The 22318-nt window shown below is 72.4% G+C and carries 24 protein-coding genes, 1 tRNA gene and 1 riboswitch; of the genes, 9 read left to right on the top strand and 16 right to left on the bottom strand.

The genetic code is table 11. The annotated features are described in order from the left end of the window. Positions 1 to 21 precede the first annotated feature (21 nt). A riboswitch (FMN riboswitch) is annotated at positions 22 to 156 on the bottom strand. 165 nt (positions 157 to 321) lie between these two features. The 3 genes from EDF33_RS10740 to EDF33_RS20175 all read right to left on the bottom strand — a co-directional run bounded on the left by EDF33_RS10740 (position 322) and on the right by EDF33_RS20175 (position 5937). Beyond that, on the bottom strand, positions 322 to 2715 hold the full coding sequence (locus tag EDF33_RS10740; protein ID WP_123938591.1) for a DUF2156 domain-containing protein: 2394 nt from the start codon (positions 2713 to 2715) through the stop codon (positions 322 to 324). 91 nt (positions 2716 to 2806) lie between these two features. After that, a complete protein-coding gene (locus EDF33_RS10735) occupies positions 2807 to 4528 on the bottom strand; it encodes a hypothetical protein (protein WP_132100036.1) in 1722 nt (573 codons plus the stop codon). 89 nt (positions 4529 to 4617) lie between these two features. Beyond that, positions 4618 to 5937: a hypothetical protein gene (locus tag EDF33_RS20175; protein ID WP_131879343.1), complete on the bottom strand. Its 1320-nt coding sequence runs from the start codon at positions 5935 to 5937 to the stop codon at positions 4618 to 4620. Positions 5938 to 6048: 111 nt separating this feature from the next. Here EDF33_RS20175 and EDF33_RS10725 point away from each other — a divergent pair, with 111 nt between their 5' ends. Then, the gene (locus tag EDF33_RS10725) at positions 6049 to 6480 is read left to right on the top strand and encodes a GNAT family N-acetyltransferase (RefSeq protein WP_111084314.1); all 432 of its coding nucleotides are present in this window, start codon (positions 6049 to 6051) and stop codon (positions 6478 to 6480) included. 40 nt (positions 6481 to 6520) lie between these two features. Here EDF33_RS10725 and EDF33_RS10720 read toward each other — a convergent pair whose 3' ends face one another. Together EDF33_RS10720 and EDF33_RS20700 are read right to left on the bottom strand one after the other, a co-directional pair. Further along, positions 6521 to 7048 (bottom strand): Lrp/AsnC family transcriptional regulator, encoded by a 528-nt coding sequence (locus EDF33_RS10720; protein ID WP_123292064.1) that lies wholly within the window; start codon positions 7046 to 7048, stop codon positions 6521 to 6523. 9 nt (positions 7049 to 7057) lie between these two features. Next, a complete protein-coding gene (locus EDF33_RS20700) occupies positions 7058 to 7624 on the bottom strand; it encodes a TetR/AcrR family transcriptional regulator (RefSeq protein WP_132100035.1) in 567 nt (188 codons plus the stop codon). Between the two features lie 113 nt (positions 7625 to 7737). On the opposite strand from EDF33_RS20700, the gene EDF33_RS10710 reads away from it, so the two are divergent. Both EDF33_RS10710 and EDF33_RS10705 read left to right on the top strand, forming a co-directional pair. Continuing rightward, entirely contained in the window at positions 7738 to 9213 is a 1476-nt protein-coding gene (locus EDF33_RS10710; protein ID WP_123292062.1) for an MFS transporter, read from the top strand. A gap of 197 nt (positions 9214 to 9410) precedes the next feature. Then, positions 9411 to 9851 carry a phage holin family protein gene (locus EDF33_RS10705; RefSeq protein WP_131845725.1) on the top strand — a complete coding sequence of 147 codons (441 nt, stop codon included), beginning with the start codon at positions 9411 to 9413 and terminating at the stop codon, positions 9849 to 9851. A 20-nt stretch (positions 9852 to 9871) separates the two neighbouring features. On the opposite strand, the gene EDF33_RS10700 is transcribed toward EDF33_RS10705, so the two are convergent. Then, on the bottom strand, positions 9872 to 10378 hold the full coding sequence (locus tag EDF33_RS10700) for a hypothetical protein (protein ID WP_123292060.1): 507 nt from the start codon (positions 10376 to 10378) through the stop codon (positions 9872 to 9874). Between the two features lie 38 nt (positions 10379 to 10416). Continuing rightward, entirely contained in the window at positions 10417 to 10806 is a 390-nt protein-coding gene (locus EDF33_RS10695; RefSeq protein WP_123292059.1) for a DUF5997 family protein, read from the bottom strand. 33 nt (positions 10807 to 10839) lie between these two features. On the opposite strand from EDF33_RS10695, the gene EDF33_RS10690 reads away from it, so the two are divergent. Continuing rightward, positions 10840 to 11661: a LysR family transcriptional regulator substrate-binding protein gene (locus EDF33_RS10690; protein WP_159573285.1), complete on the top strand. Its 822-nt coding sequence runs from the start codon at positions 10840 to 10842 to the stop codon at positions 11659 to 11661. Next, on the top strand, positions 11658 to 12128 hold the full coding sequence (locus EDF33_RS10685) for a GNAT family N-acetyltransferase (protein WP_131879349.1): 471 nt from the start codon (positions 11658 to 11660) through the stop codon (positions 12126 to 12128). The genes EDF33_RS10690 and EDF33_RS10685 overlap by 4 nt, the downstream gene beginning before the upstream one ends. Positions 12129 to 12191: 63 nt before the next feature. Here the strand turns inward: EDF33_RS10685 and EDF33_RS10680 are convergent, their stop codons facing one another. Genes EDF33_RS10680 through EDF33_RS10670 form a run of 3 tightly spaced genes read right to left on the bottom strand, consistent with a single transcriptional unit; the run spans position 12192 to position 14147 of the window. Beyond that, positions 12192 to 13004 carry a DJ-1/PfpI family protein gene (locus tag EDF33_RS10680; RefSeq protein WP_207906677.1) on the bottom strand — a complete coding sequence of 271 codons (813 nt, stop codon included), beginning with the start codon at positions 13002 to 13004 and terminating at the stop codon, positions 12192 to 12194. 50 nt (positions 13005 to 13054) lie between these two features. Next, the gene (locus tag EDF33_RS10675; RefSeq protein WP_131879351.1) at positions 13055 to 13681 is read right to left on the bottom strand and encodes a DNA-3-methyladenine glycosylase I; all 627 of its coding nucleotides are present in this window, start codon (positions 13679 to 13681) and stop codon (positions 13055 to 13057) included. Between the two features lie 49 nt (positions 13682 to 13730). Next, positions 13731 to 14147: a VOC family protein gene (locus tag EDF33_RS10670; RefSeq protein ID WP_131845730.1), complete on the bottom strand. Its 417-nt coding sequence runs from the start codon at positions 14145 to 14147 to the stop codon at positions 13731 to 13733. Between the two features lie 96 nt (positions 14148 to 14243). Here EDF33_RS10670 and EDF33_RS10665 point away from each other — a divergent pair, with 96 nt between their 5' ends. Beyond that, the gene (locus EDF33_RS10665; RefSeq protein WP_132100034.1) at positions 14244 to 14774 is read left to right on the top strand and encodes a DUF3800 domain-containing protein; all 531 of its coding nucleotides are present in this window, start codon (positions 14244 to 14246) and stop codon (positions 14772 to 14774) included. Between the two features lie 224 nt (positions 14775 to 14998). Here the strand turns inward: EDF33_RS10665 and EDF33_RS10660 are convergent, their stop codons facing one another. Further along, on the bottom strand, positions 14999 to 15334 hold the full coding sequence (locus tag EDF33_RS10660) for a hypothetical protein (protein WP_111084327.1): 336 nt from the start codon (positions 15332 to 15334) through the stop codon (positions 14999 to 15001). Positions 15335 to 15356: 22 nt separating this feature from the next. After that, entirely contained in the window at positions 15357 to 17027 is a 1671-nt protein-coding gene (locus tag EDF33_RS10655; protein ID WP_132100033.1) for a sodium:solute symporter family protein, read from the bottom strand. A 142-nt stretch (positions 17028 to 17169) separates the two neighbouring features. On the opposite strand from EDF33_RS10655, the gene aroQ reads away from it, so the two are divergent. Both aroQ and EDF33_RS10645 read left to right on the top strand, forming a co-directional pair. Further along, positions 17170 to 17613 carry a type II 3-dehydroquinate dehydratase gene (gene aroQ, locus EDF33_RS10650; RefSeq protein ID WP_111084329.1) on the top strand — a complete coding sequence of 148 codons (444 nt, stop codon included), beginning with the start codon at positions 17170 to 17172 and terminating at the stop codon, positions 17611 to 17613. Between the two features lie 275 nt (positions 17614 to 17888). Then, positions 17889 to 18941, top strand: a complete 1053-nt coding sequence (locus tag EDF33_RS10645) for a Gfo/Idh/MocA family oxidoreductase (protein ID WP_132100032.1) — start codon at positions 17889 to 17891, stop codon at positions 18939 to 18941. A gap of 115 nt (positions 18942 to 19056) precedes the next feature. Here the strand turns inward: EDF33_RS10645 and EDF33_RS10640 are convergent, their stop codons facing one another. Beyond that, a complete protein-coding gene (locus EDF33_RS10640; RefSeq protein ID WP_165901113.1) occupies positions 19057 to 19653 on the bottom strand; it encodes an NAD(P)H-dependent oxidoreductase in 597 nt (198 codons plus the stop codon). A gap of 89 nt (positions 19654 to 19742) precedes the next feature. Here EDF33_RS10640 and EDF33_RS10635 point away from each other — a divergent pair, with 89 nt between their 5' ends. Beyond that, positions 19743 to 20291, top strand: a complete 549-nt coding sequence (locus EDF33_RS10635) for an MSMEG_6728 family protein (protein ID WP_243692433.1) — start codon at positions 19743 to 19745, stop codon at positions 20289 to 20291. A 69-nt stretch (positions 20292 to 20360) separates the two neighbouring features. Here EDF33_RS10635 and EDF33_RS20170 read toward each other — a convergent pair. From EDF33_RS20170 to EDF33_RS10620, 3 genes are all read right to left on the bottom strand, one after another. After that, positions 20361 to 20442, bottom strand: a tRNA-Ser gene (locus EDF33_RS20170). A gap of 322 nt (positions 20443 to 20764) precedes the next feature. Then, complete coding sequence (locus EDF33_RS10625; RefSeq protein ID WP_131921776.1) at positions 20765 to 21031, bottom strand: hypothetical protein; 267 nt, start codon at positions 21029 to 21031, stop codon at positions 20765 to 20767. Positions 21032 to 21124: 93 nt separating this feature from the next. Next, on the bottom strand, positions 21125 to 22318 hold the full coding sequence (locus EDF33_RS10620) for a cysteine desulfurase family protein (protein WP_132100031.1): 1194 nt from the start codon (positions 22316 to 22318) through the stop codon (positions 21125 to 21127).

Here is a 22318-nt window from a genome sequence, read left to right as displayed (position 1 = left end):
CAGGATGGGTCGTCTCGTCCGCCAGCGCGCCTCCCATCCGGACTCTCACCGTCGGTCCCGGAGTTTCACCGAGTCAACCTCTGCCGGGTTCGCACCCGTCATCAGTTCGTGGACTGTCACCACCGGTTCGGAATTGCACCGACCCCGGAGCGCTTGCGTAGTCGGAACGATACCCCAGACCGGTGACCGACGCGTCGGGCCGGAGCGGGGCACGTAACGGGGCGACGCGGCGCACGACCGGGAGCCCGGGGCGGGCCCGCACCGCGCCTCCCGTCCGCCGCCCGGTCGCGTCCACCGCACCGGCCCGTCGACCGTGCCGCCTCAGCCGCGTCCGCGCGCGAGCGCGACCGCCTGCCGCAGGGACAGGTCCGGCAGGTACGCCCGGACGACCGCGAGGCCGATCGACGGCAGCGCGACCGGGTCGGGGTAGGCGAGGACGAGCGGGTGCAAGTCGGGGCCGAACTTCTGCTTGAACCGGAGCAGCGACCGGAAGCCGTAGACCGGTTCGAGGACTCCCCCGACGAGCTCGAGCAGGCTCTGCACGCCGTCGCTCGGTGCAGCGTTCTCGCCCGCCTGCGCGAGCGGTGCCGCCGACAGGCTGAGTCGTTCGACGCCGTCGTCGCGCATCCGTTCGGCGGCGCTCGCGACGAGGAACTCCATCACGCCGTTCGGCGCGGCCTCGGTCCGGCGCATGACGTCGAGGGTCCAGCCGACGACCCGCCCCTCGCGGTGGCTCGGCAACCAGCTCGTCACGGCGAGCACCCGCCCGGTGGCGTCCTGCGCGACGAGCGTCCGGACGGCGGGGTCGCGCATCTCGTCCACCCCGCCGAGCGTGAAGCCCATCTCGGGGAGCTCGCGCTCGGAGACCCACTCCTCCGAGATCGCCTCGATCTGCCGTGCCGTCGACGGCGGCAGGTCCTGCCAGGACGACCAGGTGGCGGTGATGCCCTCGCGGCGGGCCCGGTTCACGGCGGTGCGGACGTCCTGCTTGCGCTTGCCCGTCGTCGTCCACGTGCGGGGGTCGAGGTCGGCGTCCTCGGCGACCGGCAACGTCGACCACCCCTGCGTCGTGAGCAGCTCGGCCGTCCCGGCGTCGATGCCGTAGAAGACCGTCGTCCACCCGTTGTCGTCGCAGTACCGGGCGAAGTCCGTCATCGCGGCGGCGCGGGCATCCGGGTAGCCGAACGGGCCACCCACGGTGACGGCCACCCCACCGTTGCGCCGGAACGCCACCCCGGCGCGCCCGTCGGCCGCGAACCAGTAGGCGTTGCCGCGCCAGGTCGTCATCCACCCGAAGGTGTCGCCGCCGCCGGCGAGCACCAGCGCCCGGGCCCGTTCGCGGTCGGACCGGGAGCCGTCCGCGTCGGTGTCGGGTTCCACTGCGCCGGTGGGCCGGACCGCGGCGAGCGCGACGACGAACCAGAGCACGGGGCCGGCGAGTCCGATCACGATGCGCAGCGCCGTGCCGAGTGAGGGCAGTTGCTCCCAGAAGGTCAGCGGCGAGAGGGGGCCGAGGGCGGCGACGGCGAGCCGGAGCGGGTCCTCGACGTGCTCCGGGGCCGACGCCGCGAACACCGCGACGGTGCCGACCACGACGGCGACCGCCGCGACGACGGTCACCGCGAAGGCGACCACACGCCGCCGTGAGGGCAGCACGGTGAACGACCGGCGCCGGAGCACGAGGACGGCCGCGGTCGCGAGGGGCACCACGATCGACGCACCGACCGACAGCGCCGTGACGAACTCGTCGGCGGTGCCCTGCAGCCCACCGGCCCGCGCCGGCAGCACCCCGTAGGTCACCGCGGCCGCGACCGCCGTCACCACGTCGACCGCCACCACGAGCCAGACGGCGAACCGGCTGCCCCGGAAGAGCCCGAGGCCGCCCACCACGAGGACGAGCAGCGGCGCGATGGCGAGCAGCAGCGTCCACGGGTCCGTCGCCCGGTACGCGAGCAGCGCGCGGAGGCACTGCCCAGCGGCCCCGTCGGTGCCGCAGCCGCTCACGGGGGTGACCGGCCCGGTGCCGAGCACCGCGGCGATCGGCGCGAGCAATCCGATCCGTGCGCGGGAGACGAGCGCCACCACGGGGCCGATCGCCGACACCAGCACGACCGTCCCGAGCAGGACCCGGGTCTCGCGGTGCGAGCTGCGCACCCATCCGCCGCGCTCCGGGGTGCGGCGGAGCAGCTCACCGAGCACCCACCCCGCGGCGGCGGCGAGCACCGCGTACAGGTCGGAGGCGTGTCCGGCGTAGAGCAGGAGCGCGGCCACGACGGCGAGCGCGTTCACCCGGATGCGTCGTCGCCAGAGCGGTCCGGCGAACGCGCTCGCGGTGACGATCGTCCCGACGATCGCGGTCCAGGGGTCGAAGGCCGTCGCCCGCCCGAGCAGCAGGCCGGTGAGGTCGCGGCCGTCCGTGTCGACGAACGCGGTGAGCGCGCCGGCCGCGGTGCCGACGACCGTGGTGACGACGAACGCCAGGGCGGTCCGCCACGACCCCATCAGCCGCTCGGCGGCACCGACGAGGACGACGACGCCGGCGATCGTGGTGAGCAACGCGACCGCGCCGGTGGACGCCGCGAAGATCCGGAAGGGCCCGTACGAGGCCGGGTCGGCACCGTGCAGCACCCGGACGACGATGCCGAAGACCGCGGTCGCGACCACGAGGAACGTGATGGCGGCCGTCACCGGATGCCGGACGAGGGCGGAGCGCACCCCCTCATGGTGGTGCCGGCCGGCCGTTCGGACAACTCCGGGCACGGTGACGAGGGGCGCCGGCGGTGCGACGCCCCTCGGTCACCTGCTGTCAGCGCGTCCCGTCGGTGTCGACCGCCGAGTGCCGGCGACGGAGCACGAGCGTGCCCGCCCCGGCGAGCAGCAGCAGGAGCGCGAACCCGACGGGGACGACCGGCGAGGTCGCTCCCGTGTAGGCGAGCGCGGTCGCGCCGTCACCGGCGGCACTCACCGTGTCGGCCACCGTCCGAGTGACGGCCGAGATCCCGCTGGTCGCGGCGGCCGTGGTGGTCACCACACCCTCCGTGGAGGCCCGGGTCGGCCCGTCCGCGCCGGTGGCACCGGCCGGGGTGGTCACGGTTCCGGGCACGGTGCCGTCGCCGGCGTCCGTCCCGTCACCGGGGGTCGTGCCCGGGTCCGTACCGGGGTCGGTGCCCGGGTCCGTACCGGGGTCCGTGCCGTCGCCCGGGGTCGTGCCCGGGTCCGTACCCGGGTCTGTGCCGTCGCCGGGCGTCGTGCCGGTGCCCGGCGTGGTGGCGGTACCGTCGCCGACGACGCCGATGCCGTTCCCACCGATGGTGATCGGCAGGCTGATCACCGGGACCACCTGGGTGCCGGAGAGCAGGCCACCGTCACCGGAGGTCGCACCCCCGGCGGACGGGGTCGTGCTGCTCGGGGTGGTGCCCGCCGGGGTCGCCCCGCCGGTGCTGGTGCCGTCGCCGACCACGCCGATGCCGTTCCCGCCGATGGTGATCGGGACCGCGACCACCGGGGCCACCTGGGTGCCCGAGGCGGTGCCGTCCGCCCCGTCCGTCGTGCCACCGGCAGCCGGAGCCGGACCGGCAGCCGTGCCGGTGCCCGCGGCGGGCGTCGTGCCCGCCGAGGTGCCGTCACCGAGTAGCCCGATGCCGTTGCCGCCGATCGTGACCGGGACGTCGACCAGTCCGCCGACCTGCGTGCCGGAGAGCAGCCCGTCGTCGCCGGACGTGCTCGGCGTGGTCGTGGCCGGAGCGGCCGGTGCCGGCGTCGCCGCCGGGCCGGACCCCGCAGCGGTGCCGTCCCCGAGCACCCCGATGCCGTTGCCGGACACCGTCACCGGGACCGACACGACCGGGGCGACCTGGGTCCCCGAGGCTGTGCCGTCCTCACCCGAGGTGACCGGTGCCGGAGCAGCGGGCTCGGCCGGTGCTGCCGGGGTGGAGGCCGCCGGGGTGGGCGGCGTCGTGGTCGACGCCGCGTCACCGCCGACGGCGACCGCGTTGCCACCGACCGTGACGGGGACGGTCACGGCGCCGGCGATCTGGGTCCCCGAGCCGGTGCCGTCCGAACCGGACGTGGTCGGAGCAGCGGCGGCAGCCGGAACCGGAGCAGCCGGAGCAGGCGCAGCCGGAGCAGCAGCCGGGGCCGACACCGCGTCGCCACCGACGGCGACGGCGTTGCCACCGACGGAGACCGGGGCGGTCACCGCCGGCGCCACCTGGGTGCCGGAGGCCGTGCCGTCGGCGCCCGAGGTCGTCGGCGCGGGAGCTGGGGCCGGTGCAGGAGCGGCGGCTGGAGCTGCAGGAGCCGCGGGCGCCGCGGCGGGCGAGGTCACCGACGACACCGCGTCGCCGAGCACCCCGAGGGCGTTGCCGGTGAGGGACACCGGAGCGTCCACCGACGGAACCACCTGGGTTCCGGACACGGCGCCGTCCGCTCCGGAGGTCGTGGCAGCGTTCGCCGCTGCCGCCCCTCCGAGCGTGAGGCCGCCGACGAAGAGGGCGAACCAGAGCCCTCTCGAGACGTACTTGTTCATGGTCGTACTCCCTGATCGAGATCGTTGGCCGACCGCGGTCGCGGGTCGGTGTGTGTGCGTGCCTGCCGTGCCGGACAGGCGCACCGATCTCAGTCAGGGGCGACGTCGTGCTCGCCGACGACCGATGCGGGGACCGCGTCGTCGGAGAGCGTGCCGCGAGACCCCGCGGCGAGGGAGACGATGTCGTCGGTCGAGCCGACGATGCCGACGGCTGCGACGCCGCCGGGAGTCGAGGTGGCACTGCCCCCGAGGACGCCCGCGCCGCCCTGGCGGTCGGACGGCGCTCCGTGGCCGTCGCCCGGCTCGGGGACGAGCAGGGCGGTGCCGCCCAGCGTCGCGTCCTGCACGGCACCAGCGACGGGGCCGGCGAGCGGTCCGGTCACGAAGGTGGACGGCGTGGTCACGCCCGACCGGCGTCCGGCGTCAGGAACGGACGCTCCGTCCGCGCCCGTCGACGCGACCGTGGGCACGGACGGGGTCCTCGCCGGGGCGGCCGCCAGCGGCGGTCGCGCGGACGGGACAGCTGAGCCGGGCACGCCGGACGGGGTGGTGCCGACGACGACCGGAGGTGCGGGGACGTCGATGACGGGATCCGTGCCTCCTGGCAGGACGCCACCGACCGACGGGACCACGCCCGCGACGACGTCGGGGACCTGTCCGACGATCGTGCCGACACCGCCGAGGGTGTCGTCGACCAGGCCGGTGACCGGAGCGGTGACCGTGCCGAGGGTGTCGCCGCCGACGACGGGGCCGACCACCGGGACGCTGCCGACCACGTGGTCGACAGTGTCGACGACCGTGGTCACGGGTCGCGCGTCGGCGATCGTCTGCACGGTCCCGGTGACGGGGCGCAGTGCCGTCGCGACGGTGTCGGTGACGGGCCGGGAGGCGGTGCCCACGTGCTCGACGACGCCCTGCACCAGGTGCGTGGCCGGCTCGGCCGCAGGGGCGGTCGTGGCCGGCACCGCGGGCGCGGTCGCCGGAGCGGCGGGGGCCGGAGCTGCGGGAGCCGGAGCTGCTGGGGCGGGGGCGACGGGAGCCGGCGCGGGCGCGGGCGCTGCCGGGGGTGCCGGGGCCGGCTTCGGGGGTGCCGGTGCCGGTGCCGGTGCTGGTGCTGGTGCCTGCTTCGGAGCTGGCGCAACCGCTGCGCGGACGGGGTCCACGACGCCGCCGACGACCTGTCCGACACCGCCGGACACGTCGTGCACGGTCTCGCCGAGCCCGTCGACCACACCGCTGACGATCCCGCGCTGCTGCGTCTGGGCGGGCGGAGTGGACGCGGCCTCGGCAGCCGAGGCCGGACGGGCCCCGAACGCCAGGGACAGCAGCACGAGGGCAGCGAGGGTCCCGACGCCCAGCAGGGCGATCCGGAGCACCGCGAGCCAGGGGGCGCGCGACGTCGTGTCCATGCGCTCACCTCCTGAACTCGGCTGCGCACGTAGAGTGGTTGACCGGCAATGTACGCCGGTCCGCTCCGGAACGCACCCCGTTCTGGAAGAAATTCTCAGGAAAGGCCGTCCGTGGTCTCGATCTTCTCCGCCCCGACCCGCAACCTGGACATCGTCACGCTGCACGAGATCCTCCGCCTGCGACAGGACGTCTTCGTCGTCGAGCAGGGGGCCGCGTACGGCGACATCGACGGGCGTGACCTCGAGCCCGGCACCGTGCAGTTCTGGGCGGGTCAGGGCTCGGTGGACGCCACGCTCCGGCTCCTGCGCGAACCCGACGGCACCGAGCGCATCGGCCGGGTCGTCACGGCGGCGCACGCCCGCGGGCAGGGTCTGTCGGGGCAGCTGATCGAGGCCGCGATCGCCGAGTCCCGCTCCGCGAGCATCGCCCTCGGCGCCCAGTCGCACCTCGAGCAGTGGTACGCCCGCTTCGGGTTCGTGCGCTCCGGGGACGAGTACCTCGAGGACCGGATCCCGCACGTCCCGATGACCCGGCAGCGCTGACCGGACCGGCGCGTCAGGCGCGTCCGCGTGGGCGGGCTCGTCAGGCGCGCCAGCGGCGGAGCTCGTCGAACGAGCGGCCCTGCGTGGACCGGTCGGCGACGAGCCGCTCGAACACGATGTTCGTCTGGGTCGTCGCCACCGACGGGTCGCCGCTGAGCTCGTCGGCGACGAAGTCCCGCAGCTGCTCGGTCGACTCGCACGCGATGTGCACGAGGAAGTCCTTGTCGCCGGCCAGGAACGAGACGTCCTGCACGACGGGCACCCGGAGCAGTCGCTTCGCGAAGTCCCGGAGTTCGTGGCGGGCCGCAGCGTGGACCCGGACGGAGACCATCGCCTCGATCGAGAAGCCGAGGCGCGCGATGTCGACCTCGGCCCGGTAGCCGCGGATCACCCCGGCGTCCTCGAGGGCCCGGACCCGGGTCAGGCACGTCGACGGCGCGATGCCCACCGCGGCGGCGAGCCGGTTGTTCGGGATCCGGGCGTCGCCGGCCAGGGTCCAGAGGATGCGCTCGTCGACCTCGTCGAGGCGCGGGGCGGGGTCGGGACGGCGGGCTGGTCGGTCGGACACGGCTCGACGCTACCGCGACGGTGCGAGCAGGGCGCGGAGCGCGTCGTCGAGTGCCCCGGCCACGACGTCGTCGTCGGCCGACGCGAGCGGCTCCACCGCGGTGGACCGCCGGAGCATCGTCATCCCGAGCACCACCGACAGCGCGATCTCGGCCCGGACGAGCAGTTCCTCGGTGACCTCGCCGCCGACGGCCGTGGCGAGCCGTTCCGCGTACCGGCGGAGGGTCTCGCGGCGGATGGCGTCGGCACCGTCGTCGCCGGAGGACCGGAGCAGCAGCATGAGCTGGAGGGAGTCGTCGTCGGTCGGCGCGCGGACCACGTGCGAGACCAGGCCGGCCAGCGCGCGCTCGAGGCCGCGCTCGACGGGCTGCTCGGCCCCGAGGTCCTGCACCACCCGGTCGAGGCAGGCGCGGAACAGCCCCTCCTTCGACCCGAAGTAGCGGTTGATCAGCGCGACGTTGACCCCGGCGTCGGCGGCGATGTCCCGCACCGTCGTCGCCTTGTACCCGTCGAACGCGAACCGGTGCCGCGCCGCACGCACGAGCAGCAGTCGGGTGGCGGCGGCGTCCTTGCTCATGGGTCGAAGCGTACCGGCCAGAACCGGGATGTAAGCAAGTGTTGACATCGCGTGAGAACTGCGTACCCTCGTCGAGTCAGCAATTGTTTACATCACCCGAGACACGGAGCACGATGACCGACACCATGCAGAGCCCCCGCACGGGCTCGCACCCCACCACCGCCGGACACCGGCCGAACAGCACGGCGATCATCGTCTACCTGTCCCTCGGCGGTCTGTCGTTCGCGGTCCTGCAGTCGCTCGTCGCCCCGGCGCTGTCGACCATCGGACAGGACCTCGGCGCCTCGACGAGCGCGACGAGCTGGGTGCTCACCGCCTACCTGCTCTCCGCGTCGGTGCTCACGCCGATCCTCGGTCGCCTCGGCGACATGATCGGCAAGCGCAAGGTCCTGATCGTCGTGCTGTCGATCCTGCTCGTCGGCGCCGTGCTGGCCGCGCTGGCACCGAACCTCGGCGTCCTCATCGTCGGCCGTGCGCTGCAGGGCGCCGCCGGCGCGGTGATGCCGCTGTCGATCGGCATCGTCCGCGACGAGCTGCCGAAGGAGAAGGTCAGCGTCACGATCGGTCTGCTCTCCGCGATCTTCGGCATCGGCGCTGGCGTCGGCATCGTCGCCGCCGGCCCGATCGTCGAGCATCTGTCGTGGCACTGGCTGTTCTGGCTGCCCGCCGTGCTCGTCGTCATCGCCCTGCTCGGCGCGATCTTCGGCATGCCGGAGTCGCCGGTCCGCAAGCCCGGCCGCCTCGACATGGTCGGCACGTTCGTCCTCGCCGTCTCGCTCGTGTCGATCCTGCTGGCCGTCAGCGAGGGCGAGACCTGGGGCTGGGGTGACGGCAAGACCATCGGCCTGCTGGTCCTCGGCGCCGTGGCACTGGTCGCGTTCGTCCTGGTCGAGCTCCGCGTCGCCGAACCGCTCATCGACGTCCGCCTGTTCGCCGTCCGCGGCGTCTGGACGGCCCACGTCGTCGCGCTCGTCTTCGGCTTCGCGATGTTCGGCACCTTCGTGCTCGTGCCGACCCTGCTGCAGCTGCCGAGCGCACTCGGCTACGGCTTCGGCAAGGACGTCACCCAGGCCGGTCTCTTCCTGCTGCCGACCGTCCTGATGATGATCGTCGCCGGGCCGATCGCCGGCATCCTCGTCCGCAAGGTCGGTCCGAAGCCGCCCATGCTGCTCGGCGGGATCGCCATCGTCGCGGCGTTCCTGCTGCCCGCGATCGCGCACGGTGAGCTCTGGCAGGTCGTCGTCTCCGGCGTCCTGACCGGCATCGGCATCGGCCTGGCCCTCGCCGCGTGCTCGAACGCCATCATCGAGAGCGTCCCCGCGAACCAGACCGGCGAGGCCATCAGCGCCAACACCGTCGTCCGTACGATCGGCTCGAGCGTCGGCACCGCGGTCATCGCGGCGCTCATCACCTCGCACAGCACCCCGCAGGGTCTGCCGACGGACGACGCCTTCACCATCGGGTTCTGGGCGTGCACCGGCGTGGCGGTCCTCGCCGTGCTCGCCGCGCTCGCGGCCCCGTCGATGCGCGCGCGCCGCGCAGCGGCGGCGGCCCGTGGCATCGACGACCTCGAGGAGATCGCCGAGTAGGGCTCTCGGCCCGACCACCCCGGGAGGCCCGTCCTGCGTCGTCGACGCGGGGCGGGCCTCCCGGCGGTCGCGCCCACCGCCACCGGCGGCTCCGCAAGCTGGGAAGCGACCGAGCACGCCGCCGCCGACGTGACGATCATCGGACCGGACGCGTCACAGCAGGTGGACGCGATCACCGCGCCCCGGACAGGAGACCCATGAGCACCACGGACCACGACGACACCACGACCAGCAGCAAGCCGTCCTTCCGCGACACGGTCACCGCCGGCCTGGTGCAGAAGGCGCTGGAACCCGTGCTGCGCGCCGTCCGTGACGAGGTGGCCTCGGCTCGGCGGGAGATCAGCGAACGGGCGAACGGCGCGAAGACCGGGCTGGTGCTCACCGGCGCCGCGGTGGCCTTCGCACTGACCACACTCGTGCTGCTTGCCGGCCTCGTGGTGGCGCTCCTGGCCCTGGCACTGCCGATCTGGGCCGCGACGGGGATCACGTTCATCGTGTTCGCCGTCGTAACCGCGATCCTGTTCGTCGTCGGACTCCGAGGCATCCGACGGGGCGTGCCGCCGGTGCCGAAGGACACCCTCCGCGCAGCGAAGGACCGTGTCACGCACACGGGCGACGCGTCGCCCACGACCGACTGAGCCCCGACAGCGCTCGAGCGCTACATCGCGAGGGTCATGCCGACGACGGCGACCGTCATCGCGAAGACCTCGCCGCTGCGCACGGCCCGGCGGTCCTCCTGCGCCCACTCGTACCGCAGGAGCCACCCGCTGAACGCGCAGTAGCCGATCACGCCGGCACCGAGCACCGCGGACAACGCGATGCCGTGTCCCGCGTGCCCGTCGGCGACGCCGGTCGCGTGGCCCATCAGGAGCATGCCGGCCATCACGACCGCCGACAGCGCGCGGTGCACGTCCATCGGCTCGGCGCGGCGGCCGTCGGCACGGCGTCGGCGCATCACCGGCAGCGGTGCGAGCAACAGCAGGAGCGTCGCCGCGAAGAGCGTCCACACCGCACCCGCGTGCACCACGGGCATGAGCATCGCGACGAGCATCACCGCAGCCGGCACGATCACGCCGGGGCGCGGTCGGTAGCGGTCACCGACGATGCAGCACACCGACGCGAACTGCGGCACGACGAGCATGGCGTCGGCGACGGTCTCGTGCACGGCGGGTCCTCAGCTGCGGCGGCGCGGTGCCGGGCGGGTCAGTCCTCGGCGCGGGCAGCGGCCTTGGCGGCGCGCTCCTGCTTCACACGGGCGTTCTCGACGTGCACGGCGGCCTGCGTCTCGCGCTCACGGACGAGCCACTCGGGCTTCTGCTCGAGCAGCGTCTTGATCTCCGCCGTGGTGAGCGCGTCGTCGATCCCCGCACGGGTCAGCCCCGAGATCGAGATGCCGAGCTTCTGCGCCACGACGGGTCGCGGGTGCGGGCCGTCGCGTCGGAGGTCCTCGAGCCACGTCGGGGGTTCGGTCCGGAGCTCGTCGAAGGCGGTCCGTGTGACGGGAGCGCCCTGGAAGGACTCCGGAGCGGCCGCCAGCAAGATGCCGAGCTTCTTCGCAGCCGTTTCGGGCTTCATGGTCTGTTCCTGCGCCATGCCCCCTAGAGTACGGCCCCTATGCTCGTCTGCATGACCGCGGCACTCACCATCGCATTCGTGCCCGGGGTCTCCCCGGCCAAGTGGGCCCGTGTCTGGCGGGATCGACACCCCTCGATCGAGCTGCGACTGCGGCCGATCGGGTCCGACGACGTCGACGACACGCTCGCCGGCGAGGTCGACATGGTCTTCGCACGCATGCCCGTCTCCGACCAGCACAACGCCATCCCGCTCTGGACTGAGACCGCCGTGGTCGCGATGCCGAAGGACTCCCCCCTCGCCGACCTGGCCGAGGTGGACCTCGCCGACGCCGAGGTGCACGTCGTCGACGCCGGTCCGGTGCCGGCCGACATCGCCGCCGCGCTCGACCTGGTCGAGGCGAACGTCGGCGTGGTCGTGCTCCCCCAGTCGCTCTTCCGCGCGGCGAGCCGCAAGGACCTCGTCGCGCGCCCGCTCTTCGGCGCCCCCGGCACGCAGATCGCGCTGGTCTGGCGTGACGAGGACGCCACCGAGACCACCGAGGAGTTCATCGGCGTGGTGCGCGGACGCACCGCCAACAGTTCGCGGAACCAGCCGACCGGCACCGATCGCGACGTCGAAGAGGCCCTGCGTGCGGCAGGCGGCGGTTCCAAGGCCGGTGGCGGCTCCGACGGGTCGGGCAAGGGCGCAGCAGGCAAGGGCGGGTCGGCCAAGGGCGGAGCGGGTGCCGGAGGCGCCGGCGGCAAGGCGAAGGCCAAGTCGCCCGGCAGCGGCAAGTCCGGCAGCGGCAAGAAGTCGAACACCGGCAAGGGCCCAACCCCCGGCCGCGGGAAGATGCGCGGCAAGCCGAGCCGGGGTTCGAAGGGCAACCGATGACGGACACGCGCCTGCAGGAGATGCCGGCCACGCGCCTCCCGGCCTGGCTCGACCGGACCATGGCCGAGTACGTGGCGTCACGGATGCAGGCGGGCGAGACCCGCGAACAGGCCGAGGCGAACAAGCAGAAGTCGCTCGACCAGTGGTTCCCGGGCGGGTCCCCGGCCGACGGGCACCTGGTGTGGGACGTCCTCGACCAGGACGACACCACGGTCGGGTACCTCTGGATCGGGCCGTTGGCTCCGGGCGGGACCGACTGGTGGGTGTTCGACGTCGAGATCGACGAACCGCACCGTCGTCGCGGATACGCCCGACGTGCGCTCGAGCTCGGCCACCAGGCCGCAGCGGAGCACGGCGCGACGAGCATCGGGCTCAACGTGTTCGGCTACAACACCGGCGCGCAGGACCTGTACGCCTCGCTCGGGTACGAGGTCACGGCGACGCAGATGCAGAAGCCGCTGGCCTGAGGGTTCTGCCGCTGGGTTCAGCCGCGTCGTCGCGGCAGGTGCTTCGTCAGGGCAGCTGCGTCGTCACGGCAGGACGGCAGCCGCTGCGCGGGTGACCCGGTCCCCGCGCGCTGCCTCGGCCGCAGCCCGTGCACGGGCGACCACGACGGCGTCGGCGCGCTCCGCGGAGCCCGCGTCGAACGGCGGCTGCGGGTCGTACTCGATCTGCAGCTGGATCGCCTCGGCCGCTGCCTGCCCCGCGAGCTCGGCCGCCAGCCACAGCGCCATGTCGATGCCCGCACTGACGCCGGCCGCCGTGACGACGGCACCGTCGTCGACGATCCGCTCGTCGACCGGTTGCGCACCGAACGCCTCGAGCATCGGCTTCGACGCCCAGTGGGTCGTCGCACGCTTGCCGGCGAGGAGTCCCGCGGCACCGAGGACGAACGCGCCCGTGCAGACCGAGGTCACCCAGGTGGCGCGCTCGGCCTCGCGCCGGACGAACCCGATGACCTCGGGGTCGAGCATCGCGTCGAAGGCACCGTCACCGCCGGGGACCACGAGGACGTCCGCCGGACCCGCGTCGGCGATGGTCGTCGTCGGGACCAGCGCGAACCCGCAGTCGGTCGGCACCGGGTTGAGCGTCGCCGCCACGTACTCGACGCGTGCGCCGGGCACCCGGGAGAGCACCTGCGCCGGGCCGGTGAAGTCGAGCTGCGTCAGGTCCGGGAAGAGCAGGAAGGCGATCCGAACCTCGGCGGGGTCGTGACCCGGCGCCGTCGCCGCGTCCCCGGCCGTGTCCGGCGCGGGGGCGGGCACGTCGACGGGCACGTCGACGACGTCGGCGTCGACCGGGTGGACAGGACGCACGCGCGGGTTCGGCTGGTCGGTGCTCATGCCGCGACCCTAGCCCGGTGCCCTCGCCGGCGGTGGGGTCGGCGTCCTGGTCAGTTCCAGACGCCCGAGGTCCCGCGCCGGTGGCTGCCGAGCAGGTGCGTGTCGACGATGCCGAGCGCCTCCATCAGGGCGTGCATCGTGGTCGGACCGACGAACGCGAAGCCGCGCTTCCGCAGTGCCTTCGACAGTGCGACGGACTCGTCGGAGGTCGTCGGGACCTGGGCGTACGACTCCGGTTCGGGCGTCGTCGCCGGACGGAACGACCAGACGAAGTCGGACAGCCCGCCGTCCTGCCGCAGGGCGACCGTCGCGTTCGCGTTCGTGATGGTCGCGAGGATCTTCGCCCGGTTCCGGACGATGCCGGCGTCGGCCATCAGCCGAGCGACGTCGTCCTCGCCGAAGCCCGCGACGGTGTCGGGGGCGAAGTCCGCGAACGCCGCACGGAACGCCGGACGCTTCGCCAGGATCGTGCGCCAGGACAGGCCGGACTGGAATGCCTCGAGTGACAGCCGCTCGAACACCCCGCGCTCGTCCCGGACGGGCATGCCCCATTCGGTGTCGTAGTAGTCGCGGAGCAGCTCGTCCGTCGATGCCCACACCGGCCGGGCGAGTCCGTCGTCGCCGATCACCAGGTCGGAGTGGGGCGCGGGCTCGGTGGCTGCGGGCTCGGTGCTCATCGCACCATCCTGGCGTGCGCCGCCGATACCCTCGTTGCCGACCGTGTGGTCACTCGGCCGGCGGGCCGTCCTGGGCGGCCTGCGGGTCCATCCACACGTACTCCCACCGGTGGCCGTCCGGGTCGGTGAAGCTCCGCTGGAACATGAAGCCGAGGTCCATCGGCGCGCGGTCCTCGCTCCCGCCGGCCGCGACGGCGGCGTCGACGATGCGGTGCACCTCGTCCTTCGACCCGGCGGTGAGCGAGTTGATGACCTCGACGGTGCCGGCGTCGGCGATCGTCTTGTCGGTGAAGTCGGCGAACTTCGCGTGGGTGAGCACCATGACGTAGATCGTGTCGCTGATGACGATGCACGCAGCGGTGTCGTCGCTGAACATCGGGTTGATCGAGTAGCCGAGGGCTTCGTAGAACGCCTTCGAACGGTCGAGGTCGGTGACGGGCAGGTTGATGAAGACCATCGTGTCCATAGGGAGGTTCCTTTCGTCACGCTCAACCTGGCCCGTGGCGCGGTGATGCGCAACCGTTCCGTCGCGGTACGGACTGATACGCGATATTCTGGACCGATGCGGGCGTACGTCGATGAATCGGAGCCGGGCGGCGGGCGCGATCACACGACGTACGTCATGGCGGCCGTGGTCATCACGGCATCCGCCTGCGAAGCGGCACGTCTGGACGTGCGGGCAGCGACACCGCGGCGGATGCGGAAGCTGCACTGGTACGAAGCCCTCCCCGGTCAGCGGCTCTCGTGGCTCGACCTCCTCCGACACGCCGTCTCGGTCCTGGTCGTGCGCTACGACGGCGCGGTGGCACGTACCGAACGCCGACGACGGCGCTGCATCGAACGACTCGCGCACGAGCTCGAACTCCGACAGGTCCACCAGGTGATCCTCGAGACTCGGGGGCCGGCTCGCGATGCCGACGACAGAGCGATGTTCGACGCTCTGCGAGACCGGGGCATCGGCAAGGAGCTCCGGTTCGAGCACGCTTCTCCGTCTGATGAACCGCTCCTCGCGCTGGCCGACGTAGCGTGCGGCGGCCATGTCGCGGCGATGCCTGCACCCCACGACCTGTCGAGCGCGCTCATCGTGTCGTGACGCGCTTGCGGCACCGTCGGGAAAACGCAAATCCCCGGGCCCGCGCTGGCTGCAGGACATCCGGGGATCACTTTCGACCGAGCAGCACCCGATCGACATATCAATACTACTGCCGCTCCGCGAGGGCGTCAACCGCCCGCGTTCATCGACTCGGAACGACGAAGCCGCTGTCGTGCGACAGCGGCTTCGTCGCCCCGGGTCGGCTCAGTGGCGCGCGACCGAGGTCAGGCGGACGCGCGGCCCTCGCCTGCGGCCTTCTGGTCGGCCTCGGCCTCGGCCTGGCCGATGATGTCCTCGGCCGGCACCGGGTTCAGGCGGTCCCAGAGGAAGAACAGCAGGCCGCCGACGAGCATCGACAGTCCGACCCACAGGTTGATGTGGATGCCGCCGGTCTTCTCGGGGTCGGTGTCCCAGTGGACGATGCCGACGATCGTCACGATGACGCCGTAGAGCACGAACAGGCCGCCGAGGATGCGGCGCAGGTCGAGACGACGGGTCGAGCGGACGAGGGCGGCCTTCTGCTCCTCGGTCAGCGCGCCGGGGGTGGTGGTGTCACTCATGGTCGGTGATCTCCTTCGCGGATCAGAGGAACGGCAGGTACAGGACGACGCACAGGATCAGTGCGACGGTGCCGAGCAGTGCGGGCGAGCGGTACCAGGCGGTGTCGGTCGCGACGGAGTCGCCGTGCAGGTCGATCTTGCCGATGCCGTAGACCAGACCGCCGAGCTCCTTCTCGTCCTTGGGCGTGGTGAACATCGAGACGACGAACCCGACGATCAGGACGGTCACGAACGAGATGATCGCGCCGTACAGGGTCTCGGCGGTCGCCGTGGCGAACAGGTCCGGGTTCACGAGGTACGCGATCCAGGTGATCGTCGGCGTGACGATGCCGAGCACGTAGCCCCAGAGCGCACCCTGCGTGGTCATCCGCTTCCAGAGCAGACCGAGGATGAAGACGGCGAACAGCGGCGCGTTGAAGAACGAGAACAGCGTCTGCATGTACGTCATGATGTTCGACGCCTGGGCCGCGATGAACGCGGTCGCGATGCCCACCAGGACGCCGACGACGGTGACCCAGCGACCGGTCTTCAGGTAGTGGATGTCCGGCATGTTCGGCTTGATGTAGCGCTGCCAGATGTCGTACGTGAAGACGGTGTTGAACGACGAGACGTTGGCCGCCATGCCGGCCATGAAGGACGCGAGCAGGCCGGTCACCGCGACGCCGAGGACACCGGTCGGCAGGTACATCTGGATGAGCTTCGGGATCGCGTCGTTGTAGGTGAGCGAGCCGTCGGCGAACTGGTTGCCGACGACCGCCGCGGCGATGAGACCGGGGATCACGACGATGGCCGGGATGAACAGCTTCGGGATCGCGGCGATGAGCGGGGTCCGGCGTGCCGCGGACATGTTCTTCGCCGAGAACGCGCGTTGCACCTCGGTGAAGTTGGTGGTCCAGTAGCCGAAGCCGAGGACGAAGCCCAGGCCGAGCACGATCGCGAGCCAGTTGGCGCCGATCGGGTTGGTCACATCACCGAAGCCGGTGCCGGCCCACGCCTGCAGGTGCTGCACGCCCTGGGTCTTCACGATGGCAGACGACAGTCCGTCCCAGCCACCGACGCGGTGCAGACCGACGATCGTCAGCGGGATGAGCCCGGCGATGATCACGAAGAACTGCATGACCTCGTTGTAGATCGCGCTGGAGAGCCCGCCGAGGGTGATGTAGACGAGCACGAAGCCGGCGGACACGACGATGGCCAGCCACTCCGGCCAGCCGAGCATCGCCTCGATGACGATGGCCATGGCGTAGAGGTTGATGCCAGCGATGAGCACGTTCGACACCGCGAACGCGATCGAGTTCACGAGGTGCGGGGCCTTGCCGAACCGGCGGAGCATGAACTCCGGCACCGACCGGACCTTGGAGCCGTAGTAGAAGGGCATCATCACGAGCCCGAGGAACACCATGGCCGGCACCGCGCCGACCAGGTAGTAGTGCAGGGTCGCCATGCCGATCTGGGCACCGTTGGCGGCCATGCCGAGGATCTCGGTCGCACCGAGGTTCGCGGACACGAAGGCCAGGCCCGTGATCCACGCCGGCATCGAGCGCCCGGACAGGAAGAAGTCCATGCTCGTCCGGACCTGTTTGCGGGCGGTGAACCCGATCCCGATGACGACCGCGAAGTACACGATGACCATCAGGTAGTCGACCCAGCCCAAGTCGAGCCGGATCCCTTCGTTCGCTGCAGCGAGAACCATTCAACATCTCCACGTCAGTGTGTTGCAGTCGACAACTCCGCCGACCCGGACGGAGACGTTACACCGAATTGTGACCGTTCACATAGCCGAGGCATGTGTCTGCCGGCGGTACCCCGTGGCCCGCGATCGCTAGGCTCGCCCCATGACCGACCAGGCGCGCATCCTCGTCCTCAACGGACCGAACCTCGACATCCTCGGGCGGCGCGACCCGGAGCAGTACGGCACCGTGACGCTCGCCGAGCTCGAGGCGATCGTGCACACCGAGTCAGCCGTGCACGGGCTGGACGCGGACTTCCGCCAGACGAACCGCGAGGGCGAACTGGTCGAGTGGCTGCACGAGGCCCTCGACGACTTCGCCGCGGTCGTGATCAACCCCGCGGCCTACGCACACACCTCGGTCGCGCTGCACGATGCGGTCGAGGCGCTGTCCGTCCCGGTCGTCGAGGTGCACCTGTCGAACACGTGGAAGCGCGAGCCCTTCCGGCACGTCGACCACGTCGCCACCGCTGCGACGGCGGTCATCGCCGGCGCGGGCGCCGACGGCTACCGCCTGGCGGTCGCACACGTCGCGTCCCTCATCGCCTGACGCCCGTCACGCCGCACGGGCGTCTCTCGCCCCGCCGAGGTTCCGAGATCTCGGAACCTCGGCGCCGCTGCCGCCTCGGAGTGGAACCTCGGCGTCACGCGGACGGCAAGTCGTGGAACCTGGCGGTCGCGCACGTCGCGCCCGTCGCGCGCGCACGTCGCGCCCGACACGTGCGCAAAAGGCGGACGGGAGGCCCGTGGCGGGGCCGTCACGGGCCTCCCGTCCGCCTCGTTGGAACGTTCCCAACGCTGGCTGGACGCGCTAGGTTCACATGTATGGACAAAGTGCGCATCGGACTCGTCGGCTACGGCATCGGAGGGCGGGCATTCCACCGCCCGTTCCTGCTGGACGCGGCAGGCATCGACCTCGTCGGCGTCGTCGCCCGCTCGGCCGCCAAGCGCGAGCAGCTCGCGACCGACCTGCCCGGCGTCACCGTGCACGACTCCCTCGGTGACCTGATCGCCGCAGGCGTCGACGCCGTCGTCGTCACCACTCCCCCGTCCACCCGCCGCGAACTCGTCCTGCAGGCGATCGCCGCCGAGGTCGCCGTCGTCGCGGACAAGCCGTTCGCCCCGGACCCGGCCACCGCGCGCGAGATCCGGCAGGCCGCGGCCGACGCCGGCGTCGTGATCACGCCCTTCCACAACCGCCGCTGGGACACCGACCTCACGACCCTCCGGAGCGTGCTGGACGCCGGACGGGTCGGGACGCCACTGCGCTTCTGGTCCCGCTTCGACATGGTCGAGCGGCACGGCATCGCGACCGGCATCGGCGGCGGCGTGCTCTCCGACATCGGCTCGCACCTGGTCGACCAGGCCGTGTCGTTGTTCGGACCGATCGCCCGGGTGTCCTGCACGCTCGACGTTCGCGATGCCCGCTCGCTCGGCCGTGACCAGGACGGCCAGATCGACGCCGGCTTCACGCTCGCAGCGACGCACGTGTCCGGTGTCGAGTCCGTCCTGACGTCGAACAAGGCCGGGTGGCTGGGTGCACGGCAGCTCCGCCTCGACGGCGTCGACGGGACGTACGAGGCCACGAGCACCGACGTGCAGGCACAGGCAGCCGTGGCGGGTGCGTCACCTGCCGACGACCGGTCGACCTGGGGAGTCGAGCCCTCGCCCGGGACCCTCACGACGGAGTCCGGCACGGTCGACGTCCCGTCGGCGCAGAGCTCCTACACGGACTACTACGAGCGGTTCGCGCGTGCCGTCCGCGGGCTCGGTCCGGTGCCGGTGCCCGTCGACGACGCGGTGCACGTGGTCGAGGTGCTCGACGCGGCGCGCCGGTCGGCGGTGTCGGGCGAGACGGTCACCGTCCCCGCTCCGTAGGCGTTCTTTCCCACGACATCTGCGATGCGAGGTCGATTCGGGCGTACCTGGTGAGAACTCCAGACCAGGTACGCCCGAATCGACCAGGAACGCGCGGGAGAGCGGCGGCCCCGTGTCAGAAGTCCGCGGGGCGCCGCACGTCGGCCAGGCCGGCGGTGGCGAAGCCCCCGCGGATGATCGGGATCGCCCGGCGCACGGCCTGGTCGATGCGGAGTTCGAGGTCGACGTTGCCGATGTCGTAGCCACCTTCGCGCTTGGTGAAGTCGCGCTCGTTGCCGAACACCCCGATCGGCAGCGTCGTCGACTGGAAGAAGCCGAACAGCGGGCGCATCTGGTGCTCGACGAGCAGGGCGTGACGGTCGCTGCCGCCCGTCGCGGTCAGCAGGACCGGGGTGTCGACGAGGTCGTACTGCCCGATCCAGTCGAAGAACAGCTTGAACGCGCCGGAGTAGGCGGCGCGGAACGCCGGGCTGCCGACGACGAGCACGTCGGCGGCCTCGACGGTCTCGAGTGCCGCCCGGGTGCGCTCGGACATCGCCTCGCGCGAGGACGCGGCACCGAGGTCGGCCAGGAGCGGGCCGATCTCGATGGTCTCGGTGCGGGCTCCCTCGATCTCCTGCCCGAGGCGCGCCACCGTGGCCGCGACCAGGGTGGACGTCCTCGAGGGGTCCGAAGGGCTACCGCTGACGCCGACGACCAGTTCTCCACTCATGCGGTCGATGCTCACACGCCTGCCGCCGGGGCGGTCCGCGTGTGACGACATGTGTCGGGTGCCAGGCCCCACGGGTACCGTCCCGCGGCATGCAGACGTTCTTGCCGTACGCCGACTTCCGGGCCTCTGCCGAGGTCCTCGACGACCGACGTCTCGGCAAGCAGCGCGTGGAGACCCTGCAGGTGATGCGGGCGCTGACACTGCCGGGGTACGGCTGGCAGCACCACCCGGTCACCGCGATGTGGCGCGGCTACCGTCCGGCGCTGATGGCGTACCAGGAGGCGACGTGCCGCGTCTGGCTCGACCGCGGGCACGTGGACACCTGCCTGGAGAAGACGCTGCTGGACCTCGGGCGGGTCCCGGAGGACCTGGCGGCGTACGAGCGCGGCGACGTCCCGATCCCGCCGTGGAACGACGACGAGGCCCTGCACGCGTCACACCGCTCGAAGTTGGTGCAGAAGGCGCCGGAGCACTACCGCGCACTGTTCCCGGACGCGCCCGACGACCTCGACTACGTCTGGCCGGGCACGCCGGACGCACCGGGCACGCGGGACGCACCGGGCGCGCCGCACGCCCCGGGCAGCACGGCCGCAGCCGTCACGCCACCGGGATCCACCGCGCACCGTCGCGTCGCGTGACGACGTCGGAGCGGATCTCGACCACGTCGCGGAGGCCGTGCACGGCCCGGTCGCGCACGACCGCTGCCGTGGCGTCGTCGTCGGACTCGAACCGGACGACCGCGCACGGCACACCGCGCAGCAGGCGGACGTCCTGCGCCTCGACCACGGCGTGCTCGGCGACCAGCCGGGCCGCAGCGGGCAGGACGGCGTCGGGCGCGGTGCCGGCGGCGAGCGCGCCGATCGCCAGGGTCACACGGTACGAGGGCATGCTCCGACGGTAGCGGGAGCGGGAGACACCGGGAGCCCGCCGTGGGCTGCAGGGGAACTGACGTCGTTCAGGGGGTCGACGTCGGCCCACGGCGGGTCGCGGTGTGTGGCGGGACGCGACGACAGGGGGAACGTCGCGCCCCGCTCCGGATGTCGATCAGGGGTATCGGCATCCGGTCTGGGGCACCGGCCGGGTCACGGGAGGAGCCGGGCGGTGTCGGACCTCAAGGGTGTTCGGTGTCCTCTCGGTACCGGTCCGTCTCGATCGGTGCGGGCATCGACCGTCGAGCGGCGGCGGGTCGGATCATGGGGAGCAGGGCGCTCCCGACGGTCGCGAGGGCTCCGACGGCGGCGATCAGCCCGAGGGGGGCGGTGCCGAGGTCGTGCTGCGCAGCCAGGGCGAGCGCGACGAGGGTCGCCGGTGCAGGCAGGAGCTGCACCGCTCGGAAGCGGTCGTCCCGTCGTGTCCGGGTCATCATCACGTTTGCCATGTGGACACTCTGGCGCAGATTCCGTGTCCGCATAAGGGGGGACACGACCCCACTCATGGAGTAGAACGTCTAGTACACCGTACGTTCGACACGTCAGCCGAGTGCGCGGACGGTGGCCACGGCGTCCGCGACGGCTCCGACGACGACCGGTACGTCCTCGGCGCCGAGGGAACCGTCGAAGGTGAGTCGGAGCGCGGTGCGAGCGACCTCGTCCGGGATCCCGAGCGCGGTGAGCACGTGCGACGCCTCGGTGCTGCCGGCGGCGCAGGCACTGCCGGACGAGGACACGACGTCGCGCTGTTCCAGCTCGAGCAGCACGGTCTCGCCGTTGACCCCGGGGAAGCAGAACGACGCGTGCCCGGGCAGCCGGTGCGCGCGCGACCCGGTCACGAACGCGCCGGGGACGGCGGCGAGCACCCCGTCGAGCACGGCGTCACGGACGGTCGTCGCGGCGGCGGAGGCAGCAGCAGCACCAGAGGCAGCAGAACCACCGGAGGCAGCAGAACCACCGGCGGCAGCAGCACCGCCGGCAGCCACCAGCCCGAGCGCCGTCGCGACCGCCACCGCGCCGGCGACGTCCTCGGTGCCGGAGCGTCGGCCCCGCTCCTGTCCCCCGCCGTGCAGCAACGGTTCGACGGACACCCCCGACCGGACCGCGAGCACGCCGGTCCCCTTCGGCGCCCCGAGCTTGTGCCCGGACAGCGACAGTGCGTCGACGCCCAGGACGTCGAGCCCGACCGGCAGCCACGGCGCGGACTGCACGGCGTCGGTGTGGAAGCGCGCGCCGACCGCGTGGGCCTCGGCGGCGAGCGCCGGGACGTCCTGCACGGTGCCGATCTCGTTGTCGGCGTGCGCGATCGACACGAGGGTCGTGTCCGGCCGGAGCGCCGCGCGCAGCACCGACGGGTCGACCAGGCCGTCCGACGCGACCGGCAGCACCGTGACGTCGAAGCCGTGGAAGCGTGCCAGGTACGCGCAGCTCTCGAGCACGGCCTCGTGCTCGATCGCGCTGGTGACGACGTGGCGTCCGCGTGGGGCGGCGAGCGCGATCCCCTTGACCGCGGTGTTCGCACCCTCGGTCCCACCCGTGGTGAAGACGACCTCGGCCGGTCGGCAGCCGAGCACGCCGGCGACCGTGGTCCGTGCGGCCGCGAGCCCGCGCGCGGCCTCGTCCCCGACACCGTGCGTCGACGACGGGTTGCCGAACACCCCAGTCAGGTACGGCCACATCGCCTCGAGGACCTCGCGGCGGACGGGGGTCGTGGCCGCCCGGTCCAGGTAGAACAC

It is taken from the genome of Curtobacterium sp. PhB146, assembly GCF_004342995.1.
Classification (GTDB): Bacteria; Actinomycetota; Actinomycetes; order Actinomycetales; family Microbacteriaceae; genus Curtobacterium.
The sequence above is the reverse complement of the archived record's forward strand: the minus strand, read 5'-3'. Positions and strand labels throughout refer to the sequence as shown.

What these genes read in the sequence shown, in the direction of transcription:
- EDF33_RS10690 (WP_159573285.1), top strand. Translation starts at nt 10,840, where the DNA reads ATGACCGCGGCACTCACCATCGCATTCGTGCCCGGGGTCTCCCCGGCC.
- EDF33_RS20175 (WP_131879343.1), bottom strand. Translation starts at nt 5,937, where the DNA reads ATGGACACGACGTCGCGCGCCCCCTGGCTCGCGGTGCTCCGGATCGCC.
- EDF33_RS10675 (WP_131879351.1), bottom strand. Translation starts at nt 13,681, where the DNA reads ATGAGCACCGAGCCCGCAGCCACCGAGCCCGCGCCCCACTCCGACCTG.
- EDF33_RS10710 (WP_123292062.1), top strand. Translation starts at nt 7,738, where the DNA reads ATGACCGACACCATGCAGAGCCCCCGCACGGGCTCGCACCCCACCACC.
- EDF33_RS10695 (WP_123292059.1), bottom strand. Translation starts at nt 10,806, where the DNA reads ATGGCGCAGGAACAGACCATGAAGCCCGAAACGGCTGCGAAGAAGCTC.
- EDF33_RS20700 (WP_132100035.1), bottom strand. Translation starts at nt 7,624, where the DNA reads ATGAGCAAGGACGCCGCCGCCACCCGACTGCTGCTCGTGCGTGCGGCG.
- EDF33_RS10680 (WP_207906677.1), bottom strand. Translation starts at nt 13,004, where the DNA reads ATGAGCACCGACCAGCCGAACCCGCGCGTGCGTCCTGTCCACCCGGTC.
- EDF33_RS10735 (WP_132100036.1), bottom strand. Translation starts at nt 4,528, where the DNA reads ATGAACAAGTACGTCTCGAGAGGGCTCTGGTTCGCCCTCTTCGTCGGC.
- aroQ (WP_111084329.1), top strand. Translation starts at nt 17,170, where the DNA reads ATGACCGACCAGGCGCGCATCCTCGTCCTCAACGGACCGAACCTCGAC.
- EDF33_RS10685 (WP_131879349.1), top strand. Translation starts at nt 11,658, where the DNA reads ATGACGGACACGCGCCTGCAGGAGATGCCGGCCACGCGCCTCCCGGCC.
- EDF33_RS10660 (WP_111084327.1), bottom strand. Translation starts at nt 15,334, where the DNA reads ATGAGTGACACCACCACCCCCGGCGCGCTGACCGAGGAGCAGAAGGCC.
- EDF33_RS10640 (WP_165901113.1), bottom strand. Translation starts at nt 19,653, where the DNA reads ATGAGTGGAGAACTGGTCGTCGGCGTCAGCGGTAGCCCTTCGGACCCC.
- EDF33_RS10625 (WP_131921776.1), bottom strand. Translation starts at nt 21,031, where the DNA reads ATGGCAAACGTGATGATGACCCGGACACGACGGGACGACCGCTTCCGA.
- EDF33_RS10705 (WP_131845725.1), top strand. Translation starts at nt 9,411, where the DNA reads ATGAGCACCACGGACCACGACGACACCACGACCAGCAGCAAGCCGTCC.
- EDF33_RS10655 (WP_132100033.1), bottom strand. Translation starts at nt 17,027, where the DNA reads ATGGTTCTCGCTGCAGCGAACGAAGGGATCCGGCTCGACTTGGGCTGG.
- EDF33_RS10670 (WP_131845730.1), bottom strand. Translation starts at nt 14,147, where the DNA reads ATGGACACGATGGTCTTCATCAACCTGCCCGTCACCGACCTCGACCGT.
- EDF33_RS10635 (WP_243692433.1), top strand. Translation starts at nt 19,743, where the DNA reads ATGCAGACGTTCTTGCCGTACGCCGACTTCCGGGCCTCTGCCGAGGTC.
- EDF33_RS10645 (WP_132100032.1), top strand. Translation starts at nt 17,889, where the DNA reads ATGGACAAAGTGCGCATCGGACTCGTCGGCTACGGCATCGGAGGGCGG.
- EDF33_RS10665 (WP_132100034.1), top strand. Translation starts at nt 14,244, where the DNA reads ATGCGGGCGTACGTCGATGAATCGGAGCCGGGCGGCGGGCGCGATCAC.